18 protein-coding genes and 1 tRNA gene are annotated in these 15,260 nt (G+C 49.4%); 1 reads left to right on the top strand and 18 read right to left on the bottom strand.

All coding sequences use genetic code 11. From position 1 onward, the window contains the following. Window position 1 precedes the first annotated feature (1 nt). The 18 genes from nuoK to FIT99_RS04205 all read right to left on the bottom strand — a co-directional run bounded on the left by nuoK (window position 2) and on the right by FIT99_RS04205 (window position 14,223). Window positions 2-307, bottom strand: a complete 306-nt coding sequence (nuoK, locus tag FIT99_RS04290) for an NADH-quinone oxidoreductase subunit NuoK (RefSeq protein ID WP_019881823.1) — start codon at window positions 305-307, stop codon at window positions 2-4. Between the two features lie 2 nt (window positions 308-309). Beyond that, entirely contained in the window at window positions 310-933 is a 624-nt protein-coding gene (locus FIT99_RS04285; RefSeq protein WP_140003161.1) for an NADH-quinone oxidoreductase subunit J, read from the bottom strand. A 17-nt stretch (window positions 934-950) separates the two neighbouring features. After that, window positions 951-1,442, bottom strand: coding sequence for an NADH-quinone oxidoreductase subunit NuoI (gene nuoI, locus FIT99_RS04280; RefSeq protein WP_140003160.1), 492 nt, complete (start codon window positions 1,440-1,442; stop codon window positions 951-953). 54 nt (window positions 1,443-1,496) lie between these two features. After that, window positions 1,497-2,525, bottom strand: a complete 1,029-nt coding sequence (gene nuoH / locus FIT99_RS04275) for an NADH-quinone oxidoreductase subunit NuoH (protein ID WP_140003159.1) — start codon at window positions 2,523-2,525, stop codon at window positions 1,497-1,499. Window position 2,526: 1 nt separating this feature from the next. Further along, window positions 2,527-4,959: an NADH-quinone oxidoreductase subunit NuoG gene (gene nuoG, locus FIT99_RS04270; protein WP_140003158.1), complete on the bottom strand. Its 2,433-nt coding sequence runs from the start codon at window positions 4,957-4,959 to the stop codon at window positions 2,527-2,529. A 26-nt stretch (window positions 4,960-4,985) separates the two neighbouring features. Further along, window positions 4,986-6,320, bottom strand: coding sequence for an NADH-quinone oxidoreductase subunit NuoF (gene nuoF, locus FIT99_RS04265; protein ID WP_140003157.1), 1,335 nt, complete (start codon window positions 6,318-6,320; stop codon window positions 4,986-4,988). Window positions 6,321-6,330: 10 nt separating this feature from the next. Further along, window positions 6,331-6,810 (bottom strand): NADH-quinone oxidoreductase subunit NuoE, encoded by a 480-nt coding sequence (gene nuoE, locus FIT99_RS04260; RefSeq protein WP_140003156.1) that lies wholly within the window; start codon window positions 6,808-6,810, stop codon window positions 6,331-6,333. A gap of 44 nt (window positions 6,811-6,854) precedes the next feature. Then, window positions 6,855-8,108 (bottom strand): NADH-quinone oxidoreductase subunit D, encoded by a 1,254-nt coding sequence (locus FIT99_RS04255; RefSeq protein WP_140003155.1) that lies wholly within the window; start codon window positions 8,106-8,108, stop codon window positions 6,855-6,857. After that, window positions 8,101-8,697, bottom strand: coding sequence for an NADH-quinone oxidoreductase subunit C (locus tag FIT99_RS04250; protein ID WP_140003154.1), 597 nt, complete (start codon window positions 8,695-8,697; stop codon window positions 8,101-8,103). Before FIT99_RS04250 ends, FIT99_RS04255 begins: the two co-directional genes overlap by 8 nt. 44 nt (window positions 8,698-8,741) lie before the next feature. Continuing rightward, window positions 8,742-9,221, bottom strand: a complete 480-nt coding sequence (locus tag FIT99_RS04245) for a NuoB/complex I 20 kDa subunit family protein (RefSeq protein ID WP_019881812.1) — start codon at window positions 9,219-9,221, stop codon at window positions 8,742-8,744. Window positions 9,222-9,227: 6 nt separating this feature from the next. After that, window positions 9,228-9,584, bottom strand: a complete 357-nt coding sequence (locus FIT99_RS04240; protein ID WP_449560159.1) for an NADH-quinone oxidoreductase subunit A — start codon at window positions 9,582-9,584, stop codon at window positions 9,228-9,230. 119 nt (window positions 9,585-9,703) lie between these two features. Continuing rightward, window positions 9,704-9,788 (bottom strand) — tRNA-Leu (locus tag FIT99_RS04235). 6 nt (window positions 9,789-9,794) lie between these two features. Next, entirely contained in the window at window positions 9,795-10,139 is a 345-nt protein-coding gene (secG, locus tag FIT99_RS04230; protein WP_140003153.1) for a preprotein translocase subunit SecG, read from the bottom strand. A 53-nt stretch (window positions 10,140-10,192) separates the two neighbouring features. Continuing rightward, complete coding sequence (gene tpiA / locus FIT99_RS04225) at window positions 10,193-10,987, bottom strand: triose-phosphate isomerase (RefSeq protein ID WP_140003152.1); 795 nt, start codon at window positions 10,985-10,987, stop codon at window positions 10,193-10,195. Between the two features lie 143 nt (window positions 10,988-11,130). Next, a complete protein-coding gene (locus FIT99_RS04220; RefSeq protein ID WP_140003151.1) occupies window positions 11,131-12,210 on the bottom strand; it encodes an alkene reductase in 1,080 nt (359 codons plus the stop codon). Window positions 12,211-12,279: 69 nt separating this feature from the next. After that, a complete protein-coding gene (locus FIT99_RS04215) occupies window positions 12,280-12,852 on the bottom strand; it encodes a YceI family protein (protein ID WP_140003150.1) in 573 nt (190 codons plus the stop codon). Window positions 12,853-12,884: 32 nt separating this feature from the next. Further along, window positions 12,885-13,457 (bottom strand): flavodoxin family protein, encoded by a 573-nt coding sequence (locus tag FIT99_RS04210; protein WP_140003149.1) that lies wholly within the window; start codon window positions 13,455-13,457, stop codon window positions 12,885-12,887. Between the two features lie 31 nt (window positions 13,458-13,488). After that, entirely contained in the window at window positions 13,489-14,223 is a 735-nt protein-coding gene (locus FIT99_RS04205; RefSeq protein WP_140003148.1) for a pirin family protein, read from the bottom strand. A 104-nt stretch (window positions 14,224-14,327) separates the two neighbouring features. Here FIT99_RS04205 and FIT99_RS04200 point away from each other — a divergent pair, with 104 nt between their 5' ends. Next, window positions 14,328-15,245: a LysR family transcriptional regulator gene (locus FIT99_RS04200; protein WP_140003147.1), complete on the top strand. Its 918-nt coding sequence runs from the start codon at window positions 14,328-14,330 to the stop codon at window positions 15,243-15,245. Window positions 15,246-15,260 lie beyond the last annotated feature (15 nt).

Genomic DNA, 15,260 nt, shown 5'->3' with positions numbered 1-15,260 from the left:
CTTAACCTTTTAACTGATCCAAATCATCGACATTGATGGTGCGCAAATTGCGGAACAACACCACTAAAATCGCCAAACCGATCGCAGACTCAGCCGCTGCCACCGTTAGGATAAAAAATACAAAGACTTGGCCGGCAATATCGTTTAAATAATGTGAAAAGGCAATGAAATTGAGATTGACGGCTAACAACATCAATTCAATCGCCATCAGCAAAATAATGACGTTTTTACGGTTGAGAAAAATACCAATCACGCTAATTGCAAACATCAGCGCGCCTAAAATCAGGTAATGAGACAATCCGACCATGATTATTTTTTCTCCTCTGCCGACGGTGCCGGCGCTTCTACAACGGCAGGCATCGACACAATACGGATCCGGTCGCTGCGCTTTACTTTGACTTGGTCAGCCGGATTCATGGATTTGTTGTCCTTACGCTCACGCAAAGTCAGCACAATCGCTGCAATCATGGCCACCAACAAGACCACCGCTGCCAGCTCAAATGGCAGTAAATAGTCGGTGTAAAGCACTTTGCCCAAAGCGGCAGTGTTACTGTAATTAGCGGGTAATTCGACCGCCGCACTTGGGCGCAAATTTTTGTCTGCCAGCACCATGGTCATCTCAACCACCATCAATACACCGATGAAGCCAGCCATGGGTAAATATTCCCAGAAGCCTTCGCGTAACTTATCCAAATTAATATCTAGCATCATCACAACAAACAAGAACAACACCATCACTGCGCCGACGTAAACCAGAATTAAGGCAATGGCCAAAAACTCTGCTTCAAGCAACAGCCAAATGCCTGCTGCTGTAAAAAAAGCAAGTACAAGAAACAGCGCTGCATGCACCGGGTTGCGTGTTGTAATCACGCGGATGCCTGAAAACAGCAAAATCGCTGACAGCACATAAAAAACAATATCAGTAAATACCATGATTATCCTGTCTGCGCTTATCGATATACTTTGTCTTGTGCGCGGTCTTGTGCAATTTGAGCCTCGTACTTGTCGCCGACCTCTAATAGCATTTCTTTGGTATAGAGCAGGTCACCGCGCTGCTCACCGTGATAATCAAAAATACGCGTTTCAACAATGCTGTCTACCGGACAAGACTCTTCACAGAAACCACAGAAAATGCATTTCGTCAGATCGATATCGTAACGGGTGGTGCGACGCGTGCCATCATCGCGTTGGTCTGACTCAATCGTAATGGCCATCGCTGGACAAACGGCTTCACAGAGTTTGCAAGCAATACAGCGCTCTTCGCCATTCGGATAACGACGCAATGCGTGTAAACCGCGAAAACGGTTCGATTGCGGCGTACGCTCTTCGGGATACTGAATGGTAATTTTCTTGGCAAAGAAATAGCGTCCAGTCAGGGCCATGCCTTTCAGCATTTCCCACAACATCAAACTGCCTAATGTACTTTTAATCGCGTTCAACATGGTCAGGTTTCCAACATCCTTGTCTGTGCATGAGCGGTGAGCTCGGCTTAACTATTAATGGAACAAATAAGCCCATTGCGTTTGCATCATCGCGCCAACCACGACAATCCAGATCAGCGTGATGGGGATAAACACTTTCCAACCCAGACGCATGATCTGGTCGTAACGATAACGTGGGAAAGTCGCGCGGAACCACAAAAACAGGAACAACAGGAATGCGACTTTTGCCAACAGCCACAAAATGCTGTCTGGCAAGAATGGCACTGGAGATAACCAACCGCCAAGGAACATCAATGCCGCAAGCATGGAGACCAACATCATGTTGGCATATTCAGCTAAGAAGAACACGGCGAAGGCCATGCCTGAATATTCCACATGGAAACCAGCAACGATTTCGGACTCCCCTTCGGCAACGTCAAACGGTGCACGGTTGGTTTCTGCCACTGCACTGATGAAATACACGACAAATAAGGGAAACAACGGTAAGAAATACCAATGCCAGAAACCGCCCTCCTGACCCATGACAATATTGCCTAGGTTAAGAGAATTGGCACACATGAGCACGCCCACCAAGGTAAAGCCCATCGCAATTTCATATGAAACAATTTGTGCTGCTGAACGTAATGCGCCCAAAAATGCGTATTTGGAGTTCGACGCCCAACCCGCAATAATCACCCCATAAACCGCTACAGAAGTCATCGCGAGTATGTATAACAGGCCAGCATCGACATTTGCTAGCACCATCGTGGCATCAAACGGGACCACTGCCCAAGCGGCAAAAGCCGGCGCAATCGCCAACACAGGCCCAAGAAAAAATAGCGCTTTGTTTGAGGCTGTCGGCAGGATAATTTCTTTAAACAGCAACTTCAAACCATCAGCTAATGGTTGCAATAAGCCAGCCGGACCGACACGGTTAGGTCCGATACGTACCTGCATGTAGCCGATAACTTTGCGCTCAGCGTAAGTGAGATAAGCCACAGCAATCATCAACGGCAACACAATGGCCACGATTTTAATTAATGTCCAGACGACCAATTGCACGTCTGTCCAGTAAGAGCCAAAAAATTCAGCAAAGAATTGCATGTTATGCCATCTCGGTCAGTTGTTTTTCGTAAATTGCTATTTGATCGGGCGATGCTTTTTCAATCGTGATATCTCCCATGAGATCACCCAGGCTGGCGGTGAGCGGATGCGCTGCCGCCACGCGTACGCAGCCTTTGGCAACATGATTATCCACACGTACTTTTAACACGGCACTGCCTTTGTCTTGATGCGCGACGACGATGTCACCGTCGGTCAAGCCAAGCTCTACCAGTTGCTCCGCCCGCATCCGTGCCATCGGCCGCACATTGTATTTGGTTTTTTGCAGCGGCGCCGAACGTCTGACGATTGGATCAAACTCATACTGCGGCACTTCACCAATCCGCTGTAAGCCTTCTTTTTTAATATTTACTTGAATCTCTACTAACTCTTTCAAGTTGTTATTCAGGCTACGCCAAACCACTGCTGAGGGCTTCTCATGATTGAAGATCGCATTTTTGACTTCTTCTGAGCTGTTAAAATCGAAACCTGGCAGCCCTAAAGTGTTTGCCAACACGCGCAATACTTTCCAAGCCGGTCGCGCTTCACCTAACGGACGCGTCACTGCTTGAAAGCTTTGCACGCGCCCTTCCATACTCATAAACGTGCCTGAGGTTTCCGTAAAAGGAGCAATCGGTAGCAAAATGTCTGCATTATCGAGTGCTGAAGACTTGTAAGCGGTTAAAGCAATCACGCACTCTGCTTTGGCCATCGCCTCGCTGGCCAGCGCCGCATGCTGGCAATCCAACTCGGGCTCAATATTGAGTAACAAATAAGCCTTACGAGGCACTTCTATCATTGCTCTTGCATGCATGCCGGTCGCGGTTGGCATCACCCCCATCAGGTGCATGCCCGTACTATTGGCTGCAGGAGGCAAAATACCGCCTTTTGCACCGGTGATGCCACCAATGGCTTCAGCCATGCTGTACATCTCGGTAAAGCGAGGATCACTCAGCGCCATGTTGCCCAAGAAAATGCCCACTTTTGGCGCAATCAAAATTAGCTCTTCACTGATCCCGGCCAAACACTCGGCAATCTTCTGCGTGTTCGGACGTACTTTGATTTCTTCTAACAGCGTGTTTAACGCTGGTGGCAAGCACAAGGACAATTTTTGCAAGCCAGACATCGCTTTCAGGATCTGGCCCAATACATTCACCATGTCATTCGGCCGCACAATGACTTTATGTGCAATGTCCATCAAAGGATCGTTATCTAGCGGGCTGACGATGCATAACTCAGCCCCATTCGAGACGGCTTTACGAATGCGTTGTGCCAATAACGGGTGCTCGTTGCGCAGGTTAGAGCCAATCAGCAAGATACGATCAAGCTCTTCGATCTCTTGAATATTGCAACCCATCCAAGGGGTGCCAGTACGTTTACCATCTAAACGGAAATCTGTTTGGCGCAAACGGTAATCTACGTTGCCACAGCCTAATCCGTCCGCCAACTGTTTAATCAGATAGCCTTCTTCCATGGTGCTGTTCGGTGAGACCAGCACCCCTAAAGCATCACCACCGTGTTCCTTAGTAATATCTTTGAGCTGACCGGCTGCAAACTCCAGTGCGGTTTTCCAGTCGGTTTCTTGCCATTGACCGTTGTGCTTAATCATCGGCACCTTGAGGCGATCAGGGCTATTTAGGCCTTCATAAGAAAAACGGTCACGGTCTGACAACCAACATTCGTTAATCGACTCTTTTTCACGCGGCAAAACCCGCATGACTTTGTGATCTTTAACGTGCACTTCAATGTGTGAACCCAACCCATCATGCGCTGCAATCGACGGCCTGCGAACTAATTCCCAACTACGGGCAGAGTAACGGAATGGCTTGCTGGTTAGCGCGCCGACCGGGCATAAATCGATGATGTTACCGCTAAGCTCTGAGTTGACTGATTGGTCTACATAAGCCGTGATTTCGGCGTGCTCACCGCGGTTCACTAGGCCCAATTCTTGCATGCCGCCCACTTCTTTTAAGAAACGAACGCAGCGCGTACACTGAATACAACGCGTCATATCGGTGCTGACTAAGGGACCAATATTTTTATTGAATACTACCCGCTTCTCTTCAGTATAACGTGAGCCTGACGCACCATAGGCGACGGCAATATCTTGCAGATCACACTCGCCACCTTGGTCACAAATTGGGCAATCCAACGGGTGATTGATTAGTAGAAACTCCATCACGCTTTGCTGTGCTTCAACCGCTGACTTGCTGCGTGTATAGATCTTCATGCCATCAGCAACAGGCGTGGCGCAAGCCGGCAACGGCTTATTAAACTTTTCTACCTGCACCAAACACATACGGCAGTTCGCAGCCACCGACAATTTTTTGTGATAACAAAACCGCGGGATCGCAATGCCAGCCGCGTCCGCCGCATCAATAATGGTGCTGCCGTGTTCAACTTCTAGTGGTTTGCCGTCAATTTCGATGTTTAGCATGTGATTACCGTTAAGCTTGATAGCGTTTATTTACCATCGACCATGGACTTGCCATGCTGGATGTAATATTCAAATTCTGGGCGGAAGTGCTTGATAAAACTTAACACAGGCGTCGCAGCTGCATCACCGAGGGCACATATGGTGCGACCCGAAATGTTGTTGCTCAGATCTGTCAGCAGGTCGAGGTCTTCCATCTTGCCTTTGCCGTCGACTATGCGTTCTATGATGCGATATACCCAACCAGTGCCTTCGCGGCAAGGCGTACACTGGCCACAGCTCTCTTCATAAAAGAAATAACTCAAGCGTTTGAGCGTTTTGACCATGCAAGTCGTTTCATCCATCACAATCATCGAACCTGCGCCAAGGCTGGAGCCCGCTTTACTCAGGCCATCATAGTCCATGGTGGCGTTTTCAATCGCACTGGCAGGCATCACCGCGGTTGAAGGTCCACCTGGGATCACTGCCTTAAGCTTGCGACCTTTCCAGATACCGCCAGCCATCTCAAGGAGATCCTTGAAAGGCATGCCCATTTTGATTTCGTAGTTGCCGGGTTTTTCAACATGGCCAGACACCGAAAAAAGCTTGCTTCCGCCAGAGTTGGGGACGCCTAGATCGGCAAATGCTTGACCACCATGCTGCATGATCCATGGGATAGAGGCATAACTCTCAGTGTTGTTAACATTGGTTGGTTTGCCAAACACGCCATAACTGGCTGGGAACGGGGGCTTGAAGCGCGGCTGGCCTTTTTTACCTTCAATAGATTCAATCAAGGCTGTTTCTTCGCCGCAAATGTATGCGCCGTAGCCATGCACTGCGTGTAAATCAAAACTAAATGTAGAACCAAATAGATTTTCACCCAAATAACCGGCTGCACGCGCCTCAGCTAATGCGGTTTCAAATATTTCGTAATCTTGCCAGATTTCACCGTGAATATAGTTGTAGCCCACGCGCGCACCCAAAGTATATGCAGCGATGGCCATACCTTCGATCAACTGATGCGGGTTATAACGGATAATGTCGCGGTCTTTAAAGGTGCCTGGCTCGCCTTCATCGGTGTTGCAAACGAGATATTTGGTGCCATCGTAATAACGTGGCATAAAACTCCATTTGAGGCCGGTCGGGAAACCAGCACCACCACGACCGCGTAAATTAGAGACTTTGACTTGGCTAATAATGTCTGGCGCTTTGACTTTTTCGGCCACCAGACGTTTGAGTTGCGCATATCCACCCAATTTTTCATAGGTGGCTAAGGAGGCTGGATTCTCTTCAGTCAGGGTGCGCAGCGTGACCAAGGTCTGCCCCGCCAAGTCAGTTTTAATGACGGGTGGATGTTGTGTTTGGGCGTTTAAAATGTTTGCCATGGGTGGTTCCTTAAGCTTTGCTTAATTCGTTAATCAGGGCATCCACTTTTTCAGTGGTTAGAAATTCGTGCATCACGGCGTTGTTTACATGCAGCAAAGGCGCCCCGCCACAACACCCCATGCATTCGCCCTCTTTCAAACAAAACTTGCCATCGGGCGTCACTTCATTAAATCCAACCCCCAGCTTATGCTGCAAGTGTTCGACGATCTCGTCTGAGCCGCGCAGCATACACGAGATGTTGGTACAGATCGTGAGCTTATACTCACCGACCGGTTGTAAATCATACATATTGTAGAAACTCGCCACCTCAAGGGCAGCGATCTCAGGAATACGCAAATAATTCGCGACTTCGGAAATACTCTCTTTGGACAACCAACCACGTTCCATCTGAACAATCCGCAATGCCGACATCACGGCTGCTTGACGCTTGTCTTTGGGATACTTGGCCAGTTCGTATTCAATCTTTTCAATAGATTCTGCACTCAGCATGCTTATACCTTGTCTTTTCGATCTGTGCTTTCGCTTCGTTCCGCTTATCTGTCGATTTCGCCGAACACAATGTCTTGCGTACCAATAATGGCCACCAGGTCGGCAATCATGTGCCCGCGTGTCATTTCGTCTAGCGCGGCTAAATGAGGAAAGCCTGGCGCACGAATTTTCAGACGATATGGTTTATTGGCACCATCAGAAATCATATAGATACCAAATTCACCTTTGGGATGCTCTACCGCAGCGTAAGCCTCGCCTGCTGGCACGTGAAACCCTTCTGTGAATAACTTGAAGTGGTGAATCAAGTCTTCCATATTGGTTTTCATGCCTTCGCGGTTAGGCGGCGCAATTTTGTTATCGTCAGTAATCACTGGTCCGGGATTTTTACGTAGCCAATCGATACATTGCTTGATGATACGGTTGGATTGACGCATTTCTTCTACACGCACCAGATAGCGGTCGTAACAGTCGCCGTTAACACCAATAGGAATGTCAAAATCCATGCGATCGTACACTTCGTAAGGCTGTTTTTTACGTAGATCCCAAGCGATACCGGATCCCCGTAACATTGCGCCAGTCAGGCCCAGCGCCAATGCACGCTCAGGTGTGACGACTCCGATGCCGACGGTACGCTGCTTCCAAATGCGGTTATCGGTCAGGAGTGTTTCGTACTCATCAACGTAGGTGGGGAAGCGATTGGTAAAATCTTCAATAAAATCGAGCATGGAGCCCTGACGATTTTCATTGAGTTTTTTGATTTCATCTGCGCTGCGGAACTTGGTAGTTTCGTGCTGCGGCATATTTTCCGGGAGGTCGCGATACACGCCGCCAGGACGGTAATAGGCCGCATGCATACGAGCACCAGAAACCGCTTCATACACATCAAAGAGGTCTTCGCGTTCACGGAACGCATACAAAAATACCGTCATAGCGCCCACATCAAGCGCATGGGCACCCAACCACAGCAGGTGATTGAGAATACGCGTGATTTCATCAAACATCACGCGAATGTATTGCGCGCGCTCTGGCACAGCGATACCGAGCATTTTCTCGATGGCCATCACATAAGCATGCTCGTTCGCCATCATAGAGACGTAATCAAGCCTATCCATGTAAGGCACGCTTTGCAGATAGGTGCGATTTTCTGCGAGCTTTTCAGTGCCGCGATGCAGCAAACCAATGTGCGGGTCTGCGCGCTGAATCACTTCGCCGTCCAGCTCAAGCACCAATCGCAGAACACCGTGGGCCGCAGGGTGCTGCGGGCCAAAGTTCATGGTGTAGTTTTTAATTTCAGCCATGGTGTGCACCTTCATCACGAATCACGCGTGGCACATTATTGCGAAGCTCAACCGACACTGGTTGATAAATCACGCGCTGCTGCACCGGGTCATAACGCATTTCAACATTACCAATCATGGGGAAATCTTTACGGAAAGGATGACCAACAAAGCCGTAGTCAGTCAGTAAACGACGCAAATCAGGATGGTTTTTAAACATGATGCCGTAGAGATCAAACGCCTCACGCTCAAACCAGTTTGCCACTGGCCAGATATCGACCAACGTCGGAAATACTGGAAAATCGTCCTCAGCAGCAAAAGCACGAATACGCACGCGCTGATTTAAACTCACTGAGAGCAAATGCAATACCACAGCGTAGCGCTGACCTTCCCAGCGGCCATCGCCATGCTCGGAATAATCCACACCACACAAGTCAATTAATTGCTCAAATTGGAGCTCAGCATGCGTTTTTAGTCGCTCAGTGACGGCTAATAAATGCTTGACGTGCACCTCAACAGTGAGTTCGCCTAATGCTTGCTCCAGCTTGACCACACCGTCGCCCAAAGCCAATTTGAGCTGTGCGGACAAATGTTCGAGTTTTGCGGACATAGTTTAATTTCTTGGGCTTAAGTGTTCGTGATAGTGGACGAAAATCAAGTTCTAGCGATTGTATTAGTGCGCCTGATTTTCTTTTGTAACTGGATGATGCCGTAAAGCAAGGCTTCTGCTGTTGGCGGGCACCCAGGCACATAGACATCGACTGGCACAATTCGATCGCAGCCACGGACCACCGCGTAAGAATAATGATAATAACCACCGCCGTTGGCACAGCTTCCCATCGAGATCACCCAACGTGGCTCCGCCATTTGGTCATAAACCTTGCGCAACGCCGGGGCCATTTTATTGACTAAGGTACCGGCAACAATCATCACATCAGACTGCCGCGGACTCGGACGAAACACGATACCAAATCGGTCAAGGTCATAACGTGAGGCTCCGGCATGCATCATCTCTACCGCACAACAGGCAAGACCAAACGTCATCGGCCACAAAGAACCGGTGCGTGTGTAATTAATCACCGTGTCTAGCGTGGTAGTGACAAACCCTTTTTCTAATACGCCTTCAATGCTCATTTTGCATTAATCCCATTCAAGGGCGCCCTTCATCCATTCAAAGATGAAGCCGACCACCAACACAAACAAAAAGACCATCATCGCCCAAAAGCCAGCAGACCCAATGTCTTGGATGACGACCGCCCATGGAAAAAGAAACGCAATTTCGAGATCAAACAGAATAAATAGAATGGCGACTAGGTAGTAGCGCACATCGAACTTCATACGCGCATCTTCAAAAGCTTCGAAGCCGCACTCATAGGGAGAGTTTTTTTCCGCATCAGGTTTGTGCGGAGAGAGAATTTTACCTGCTATCAACGGCCCTAAGCCTACGCCCAGGCCGACCAGGATAAACATCAGAATTGGGAAATAGTTTTCTAACACTGAGCTGCCTTAATCGATCATGTTAACAAGTGATTTCAATGCACCCAACCCGCAGCACATCAAAAATACTCCCAAATAACCAATTCCCATCCAGCCACGTCGTTAAAACAACACTGGACTGGTGCCGTCGGCGAGACTCGAACTCGCACAACTTTCGTCACTACCCCCTCAAGATAGCGTGTCTACCAATTCCACCACGACGGCTTAAACTTAGTTAGGAATATCTTTGGGTGCATTTTCAACAGGTTTGACGGCTTGCGCTGCCTCACCTTTGGCTGGAGCCTGTTGTGTCAACGCAGACTTAACCACGCTGCCAGAACTCGCTTTGTGACTGGACAAAAATGCCAGCGTCAAGCTAGTTGCAAAAAACACTGTAATAAAAATTGATGTCAGCTTGCTGAGCAAGTTGGAGGAGCCGGATACACCGAACAAACTGCCAGATGCGCCACTTCCAAAAGCGGCACCCATGTCGGCGCCCTTGCCATGCTGTAATAAGACCAAGCCAATCACGGCAGCTGCTGCCAACACATGAATGACGAGAATAACATTTTCCATATTTCTTTAGTCCATTGATTAAATAACGATCAAGCTTTTGGCATTTTCGCTATCTAGATAACGCTGTTTTCAGGAACGGCCTGACATATTTTTATAAATTGCTCTGCATCTAGTGAGCAACGACCGACCAGCGCGCCGTCTATTTCCTTCTGATTTAATAATTGTACCGCATTTTGTGGGTTTACGCTGCCCCCGTAGAGGATTTTTAACGTGCTAGCAGCCGCACTATCGGCCGCTGCCACCGTGTCACGTATGAACTGATGCATCGCCACCGCTTGCTCAGCCGAGGCTGCCAAACCAGTCCCAATAGCCCAGATCGGCTCATACGACACAATCGACTCCGCAAAAGCACCAGCACCAAACAATCGTATGATCGTTTCAAGCTGCTTACCCACTACGCGGGTCATCACCCCAGCCTCACGCTCAAGCAACGTTTCTCCCACACACAAGATAGGGGTCAAGCCATGTCGCTTGGCCATCATAAATTTTTCGGCAATATTTTCATCAGACTCGCAGTACGCGGTACTGCGCTCTGAATGGCCGATAATCACATATTGCGCACCGAAGTCTTTCAACATTTCGGCACTGACTTCACCGGTATGCGCACCCTGCTCAAATTTAGCTAGATTCTGCGCTCCCCAGGCCACTCCCGTATTCGCAAGCAAGATCTGTATCTGCGCTAAGTACGGATAAGGCACGCACACTACGACCTTGGTTTGCGCCAAAGGGTTCAGTGCTTGCAAATATTCTTTTATTAAAACTTGATTGCGGGCAAGGTTGCCATGCATTTTCCAATTGGCAACGACCAGTTTATGCGGAATAGAAGGGGAGAAATCAGAAGGGAGCATGCAGCAGTTGACTCACAATGTGCGGAGCGTTAGTTCGGTTGAATTCGCGTTGCGCGAATTTTACGCTCGACCACCGTGCGCAGCAAGCTTCTTGGGAGGACGCGCGACAATTTATAAATAATTGCCGCGCGTCCGTGATGCATTTAAGCGGTTAAGAATGGATAATCTGTATAGCCACGTTCAGTGCCACCGTAGAAGGATTTTGAATCTGCGGCGTTTAATGGCGCATCGCTGGCAAGTCGCGCCACCAAATCAGGATTGGCAATAAATGGCACACCATAAGCCACGGCATCGGCGTGACCACTAGCAATCGCTGCATTGCCGCGTGCCTTGTCATAGCTCAAGTTGGCAATGTAGCTTTGATTAAAAAGCTTGCGCATCGCCGAGAAATCGAAAGGTTCGGCTTTGCCACCGCCATGTATCCCCCCTTCAACCACATGCAAATAGGCTAAACCATATTTGCACAGAGATTCCGTAACCGCATTAAACGTCTGCTGCGCTTGACTATCATGCATATCATTGAATGGATTCACTGGCGACAAACGCACGCCCACTTTGTCAGCGCCAATGGTATCGACCACGGCCTGCACAACTTCATGTAAGAAACGACTGCGATTTTCAATAGATCCACCATACTGATCCTGACGGTGATTGCTTCCGTCACGTAAGAATTGGTCCAACAGGTAACCATTTGCGGCATGCACTTCTACCCCATCGAAACCAGCAGCCATGGCATTACGGGTGGCATGCACATAATCTTGCACGATGGCAGGTAACTCTGCTGCGTCTAGTGCGCGCGGTTGCACGTAGTCTTGCAAACCTTGATAGGTAAACGCCTTGCCGGCCGGCTTCAATGAAGATGGCGCCACTGGCGTCGCCTGATTAGGCAGCAGACTGGGATGAGAAATACGACCCACATGCCACAACTGAATCACGATTTTGCCACCCTTTGCGTGGACTGCATCCGTCACTTTTTTCCAACCGGCCACCTGTGCATCGGTGTAAATCCCGGGCAGTGCCGGATAGCCATGCGCCATCGGTGAAATTGGCGTAGCTTCTGTGATGATCAGACCTGCAGTCGCGCGCTGCTCGTAATAAGTCACGTTCATTGCTTGCGGTACCCCGCCTTCACCGGCGCGATTACGGGTTAACGGTGCCATCACCACGCGGTTTTGTAGTGCAATACTCCCCAAACTTACTGGGGAAAATAAATCCAAAGCCATCATTTACTCCTTGTGTTTAAAGCGATATTGATTTGAACATCGCGCGCAACCGTGCGGCGTTGTTCGTCATTATTTTGCTTTGACGCCCTCAATCAAGAGCGTAATTTCAATTTCATCACCCACGGGTGCCCCTGCGCCGGTGGCCCAACCAAACCCATAGTCCGAGGCCTTGATCGTTAAATGCCCCTCAAACCCCGCACGCTGGCCACCCCACGGATCCGCGCCATAGCCGAGCACTTTGACTGGAATCTCCACTTGCTTAGTCACCCCATGCATGGTTAATTTACCTTGCATGACCGCCTGCGTCTGACTGCTGGCAGTGAACTTGGTGCTTTCAAACAAAATCTGCGTATATTTGGCTACATCTAGATATTTGTCTGCCTTGATATGCTCATCACGTTTACCGAAGCCGGTGTTCACGCTGCTGACATTAATGGCTGCACGCACATTGGCGGTATTGAGATTGGTGGGATCTAAGGTCACCACACCTGTCACATCATTGAAGGTGCCTGTTGTTTTTGACACCACGTGACGGATACTGAAGTTAGCAAAACTGTGTGTTGCATCAATGTTATAGGACTCTGTTGCCGCCCAAGCTTGGGTTGCCGCGAATAGACTTAGTGCAAACATGACTTTTTTCATTGTTGTTCTCCTATTTATGTTGATTCGCTGCGTTATGCAGCTTTAGAAAATCGTTGCGTCAAAGTTGCCACGCGTTGACCGAGATGTTCTGCTGTCAGCAAATCGCTTTGAATAGGCCCTAAGTCTGGACCTTGATCTGAGTTGGCTTGCGCCATGGCGCCCAAAAATCCACCCAAACGGTTCAAGTCATTGACCGAGCCTTGACTGTGATTGTTCCCCGGCAGCAAGCCTAAGCTCACCCAAATCATGCCATGTTGCGCGGCAAACACCGACAGTTGCGTCAAGGTATTTAACTTATCACCACTTTGACTCGCAGAGGTGGTAAAGCCAGCGGCAATTTTGTCTTGCCAGTCACGCGTAAACCAAGCCTTGGAGCTGGCATCCATAAACGCTTTGAATTGCGCAGAAGCTGAACCCATATAGGTCGGACTACCAAAAATAATAGCATCACTGGCTTTGAGCACATCCCACTGCAGCTGCGCCTCGTCCACCGTCAGCAAATGCACGGTGACATCAGCCACTTTTTGCGCACCACGTGCCACGGCTTTTGCTTGTTCGGCCGTGTGGCCATAACCGCTATGATAAACAATTGAAACCTGTGTCATTTTTTAACTCCTTATCGACAATGGGAAAATACTATTCAGAGGTGCGTGGCAAATCAAACCACAACACTTCACTCTCAGCGACTGCTTGCATAGTGAAGCGCTGCGCGGCCTCCACTTGTAACGCATCCCCGGCTTGCAGCGTTTGATCTCCGATCATCACCGCACCACGGGCAACATGCAAATACGCACAACGATGTGCTTTGACCTCGACAGGTAATGACCTCGCGGGGCTTAACACTGTGGCATAGAGTGACAGGTCTTGATGTACTTTTAATGACCCGTACTGCGCATCTGAGGCGGCAACATGCGGGGCCACTGGTGCCGCGATTAACGCCCACTGATTTTGTTTGTCTGCCAGCGGGATGGTTTTATCCTCATAGGCAGGCGCCAAACCGAGAGTGTCCGGCGTGACCCAAATTTGCAACAAATGAGCGGTGGTTTGCGTAGAAGCATTCATTTCGCTATGACGAACCCCTGTACCTGCTGTCATCCGCTGCACATCCCCCGCACGGATCACTTCACTGTGACCCATGCTATCGGTATGCCGCAGCTCTCCAGCCAGCATGTAGGTAATGATTTCCATGTCCTGATGCCCATGCATACCAAAGCCGGTGCCCGGCGCCACCTTATCGTCATTGATCACACGCAACACCGAATACCCCATGTGTGCAGGATCGTAATAACCGGCAAATGAAAAGCTATGAAAGCTTTCTAACCAACCATGATGGGCATAACCACGCGTATTTGAAGGGCGAACATGCAACATTTATTCACTCCATTTGAAATATTAACTGTATGATAAAAAAACACTTAATGTTTTGATAGCAAAACATTTTGCATCTCTTGTTCAGTTTTTTTGATTAACATCTCATGACGATTAAACTTAGCCTAGAAGCCCTCGAGGTGATTGATGCGATTGACCGCAAAGGGAGCTTCGCCGCAGCGGCCGAATCCCTCTATCGCGTACCCTCTGCACTGACGTATACCATTCGTCGCCTAGAAGAAGACCTAGGACTCGAATTGTTTGACCGTAGCGGTCATCGCGCCACGCTCACCCAAGCCGGCCTCGAGCTGCTTAAAGAAGGACGTTTTTTACTCGATGCAGCACACACGCTAGAGCGGCGGGTGCAACGCATTGCGACCGGGGTTGAAACGGACATTTCAATTGCCGTTAGTGACCTGTTTGACTTCAAGCCCATCCTTGAGCTGTTGCAGGACTTTTATCAGCAAGGCTTTGGTACGCGTATCAAACTCTGGCGTGAGGTATATGGCGGCAGCTGGGATGCCTTGCAATCAGGCCGTGCCGACATATCAATTGGGGCGCCTGGCGATGCGCCACCGGGCGGCGGATTTGCTACGCACTTACTCGGTCAACTGGAGTTTGTATTTGCAGTGGCCCCGCACCATCCGCTCGCCCACCTACCCGAGCCGCTCACCGCCAGCGATATCGTGCAACATCGCGTGGTGGCGGCAGCGGACAGTTCGCGCAACCTGCCACCCCGCACGTCTGGCATCCTGTCAGGTCAGGACATTTTGACCGTCCCAGACATGCAGACCAAGTTGCAAGCACAAATTGCCGGCGTTGCGATTGGGTATCTGCCCAGATTGCTAGCAGAGGCCGCCGCAGAAAAGGGGCAACTATTGATTAAACAAGTCTCTGAACCCAAACTGGTGGGCCCCACCTTTATCGCCTGGCGCCAGCAACGACCCTCAGAAATGGGCAAAGCCATGCAGTGGCTATTAAAACAATGCGCTCAGTTGCCATTGACGCAATTATTAAGTAAATGATTTATCATGTTTTGT

This window comes from Methylophilus medardicus (assembly GCF_006363955.1).
Lineage (GTDB): Bacteria > Pseudomonadota > Gammaproteobacteria > Burkholderiales > Methylophilaceae > Methylophilus > Methylophilus medardensis.
Note: the sequence above shows the minus strand (reverse complement) of the source record. Positions and strands in the feature narration are given on the sequence as shown.

What these genes read in the sequence shown, in the direction of transcription:
- FIT99_RS04215 (WP_140003150.1), bottom strand. Translation starts at nt 12,852, where the DNA reads ATGAAAAAAGTCATGTTTGCACTAAGTCTATTCGCGGCAACCCAAGCT.
- nuoI (WP_140003160.1), bottom strand. Translation starts at nt 1,442, where the DNA reads ATGTTGAACGCGATTAAAAGTACATTAGGCAGTTTGATGTTGTGGGAA.
- nuoG (WP_140003158.1), bottom strand. Translation starts at nt 4,959, where the DNA reads ATGCTAAACATCGAAATTGACGGCAAACCACTAGAAGTTGAACACGGC.
- FIT99_RS04285 (WP_140003161.1), bottom strand. Translation starts at nt 933, where the DNA reads ATGGTATTTACTGATATTGTTTTTTATGTGCTGTCAGCGATTTTGCTG.
- FIT99_RS04220 (WP_140003151.1), bottom strand. Translation starts at nt 12,210, where the DNA reads ATGGCTTTGGATTTATTTTCCCCAGTAAGTTTGGGGAGTATTGCACTA.
- FIT99_RS04255 (WP_140003155.1), bottom strand. Translation starts at nt 8,108, where the DNA reads ATGGCTGAAATTAAAAACTACACCATGAACTTTGGCCCGCAGCACCCT.
- nuoK (WP_019881823.1), bottom strand. Translation starts at nt 307, where the DNA reads ATGGTCGGATTGTCTCATTACCTGATTTTAGGCGCGCTGATGTTTGCA.
- nuoF (WP_140003157.1), bottom strand. Translation starts at nt 6,320, where the DNA reads ATGGCAAACATTTTAAACGCCCAAACACAACATCCACCCGTCATTAAA.
- FIT99_RS04200 (WP_140003147.1), top strand. Translation starts at nt 14,328, where the DNA reads ATGACGATTAAACTTAGCCTAGAAGCCCTCGAGGTGATTGATGCGATT.
- FIT99_RS04245 (WP_019881812.1), bottom strand. Translation starts at nt 9,221, where the DNA reads ATGAGCATTGAAGGCGTATTAGAAAAAGGGTTTGTCACTACCACGCTA.
- nuoH (WP_140003159.1), bottom strand. Translation starts at nt 2,525, where the DNA reads ATGCAATTCTTTGCTGAATTTTTTGGCTCTTACTGGACAGACGTGCAA.
- nuoE (WP_140003156.1), bottom strand. Translation starts at nt 6,810, where the DNA reads ATGCTGAGTGCAGAATCTATTGAAAAGATTGAATACGAACTGGCCAAG.
- tpiA (WP_140003152.1), bottom strand. Translation starts at nt 10,987, where the DNA reads ATGCTCCCTTCTGATTTCTCCCCTTCTATTCCGCATAAACTGGTCGTT.
- secG (WP_140003153.1), bottom strand. Translation starts at nt 10,139, where the DNA reads ATGGAAAATGTTATTCTCGTCATTCATGTGTTGGCAGCAGCTGCCGTG.
- FIT99_RS04250 (WP_140003154.1), bottom strand. Translation starts at nt 8,697, where the DNA reads ATGTCCGCAAAACTCGAACATTTGTCCGCACAGCTCAAATTGGCTTTG.
- FIT99_RS04205 (WP_140003148.1), bottom strand. Translation starts at nt 14,223, where the DNA reads ATGTTGCATGTTCGCCCTTCAAATACGCGTGGTTATGCCCATCATGGT.
- FIT99_RS04210 (WP_140003149.1), bottom strand. Translation starts at nt 13,457, where the DNA reads ATGACACAGGTTTCAATTGTTTATCATAGCGGTTATGGCCACACGGCC.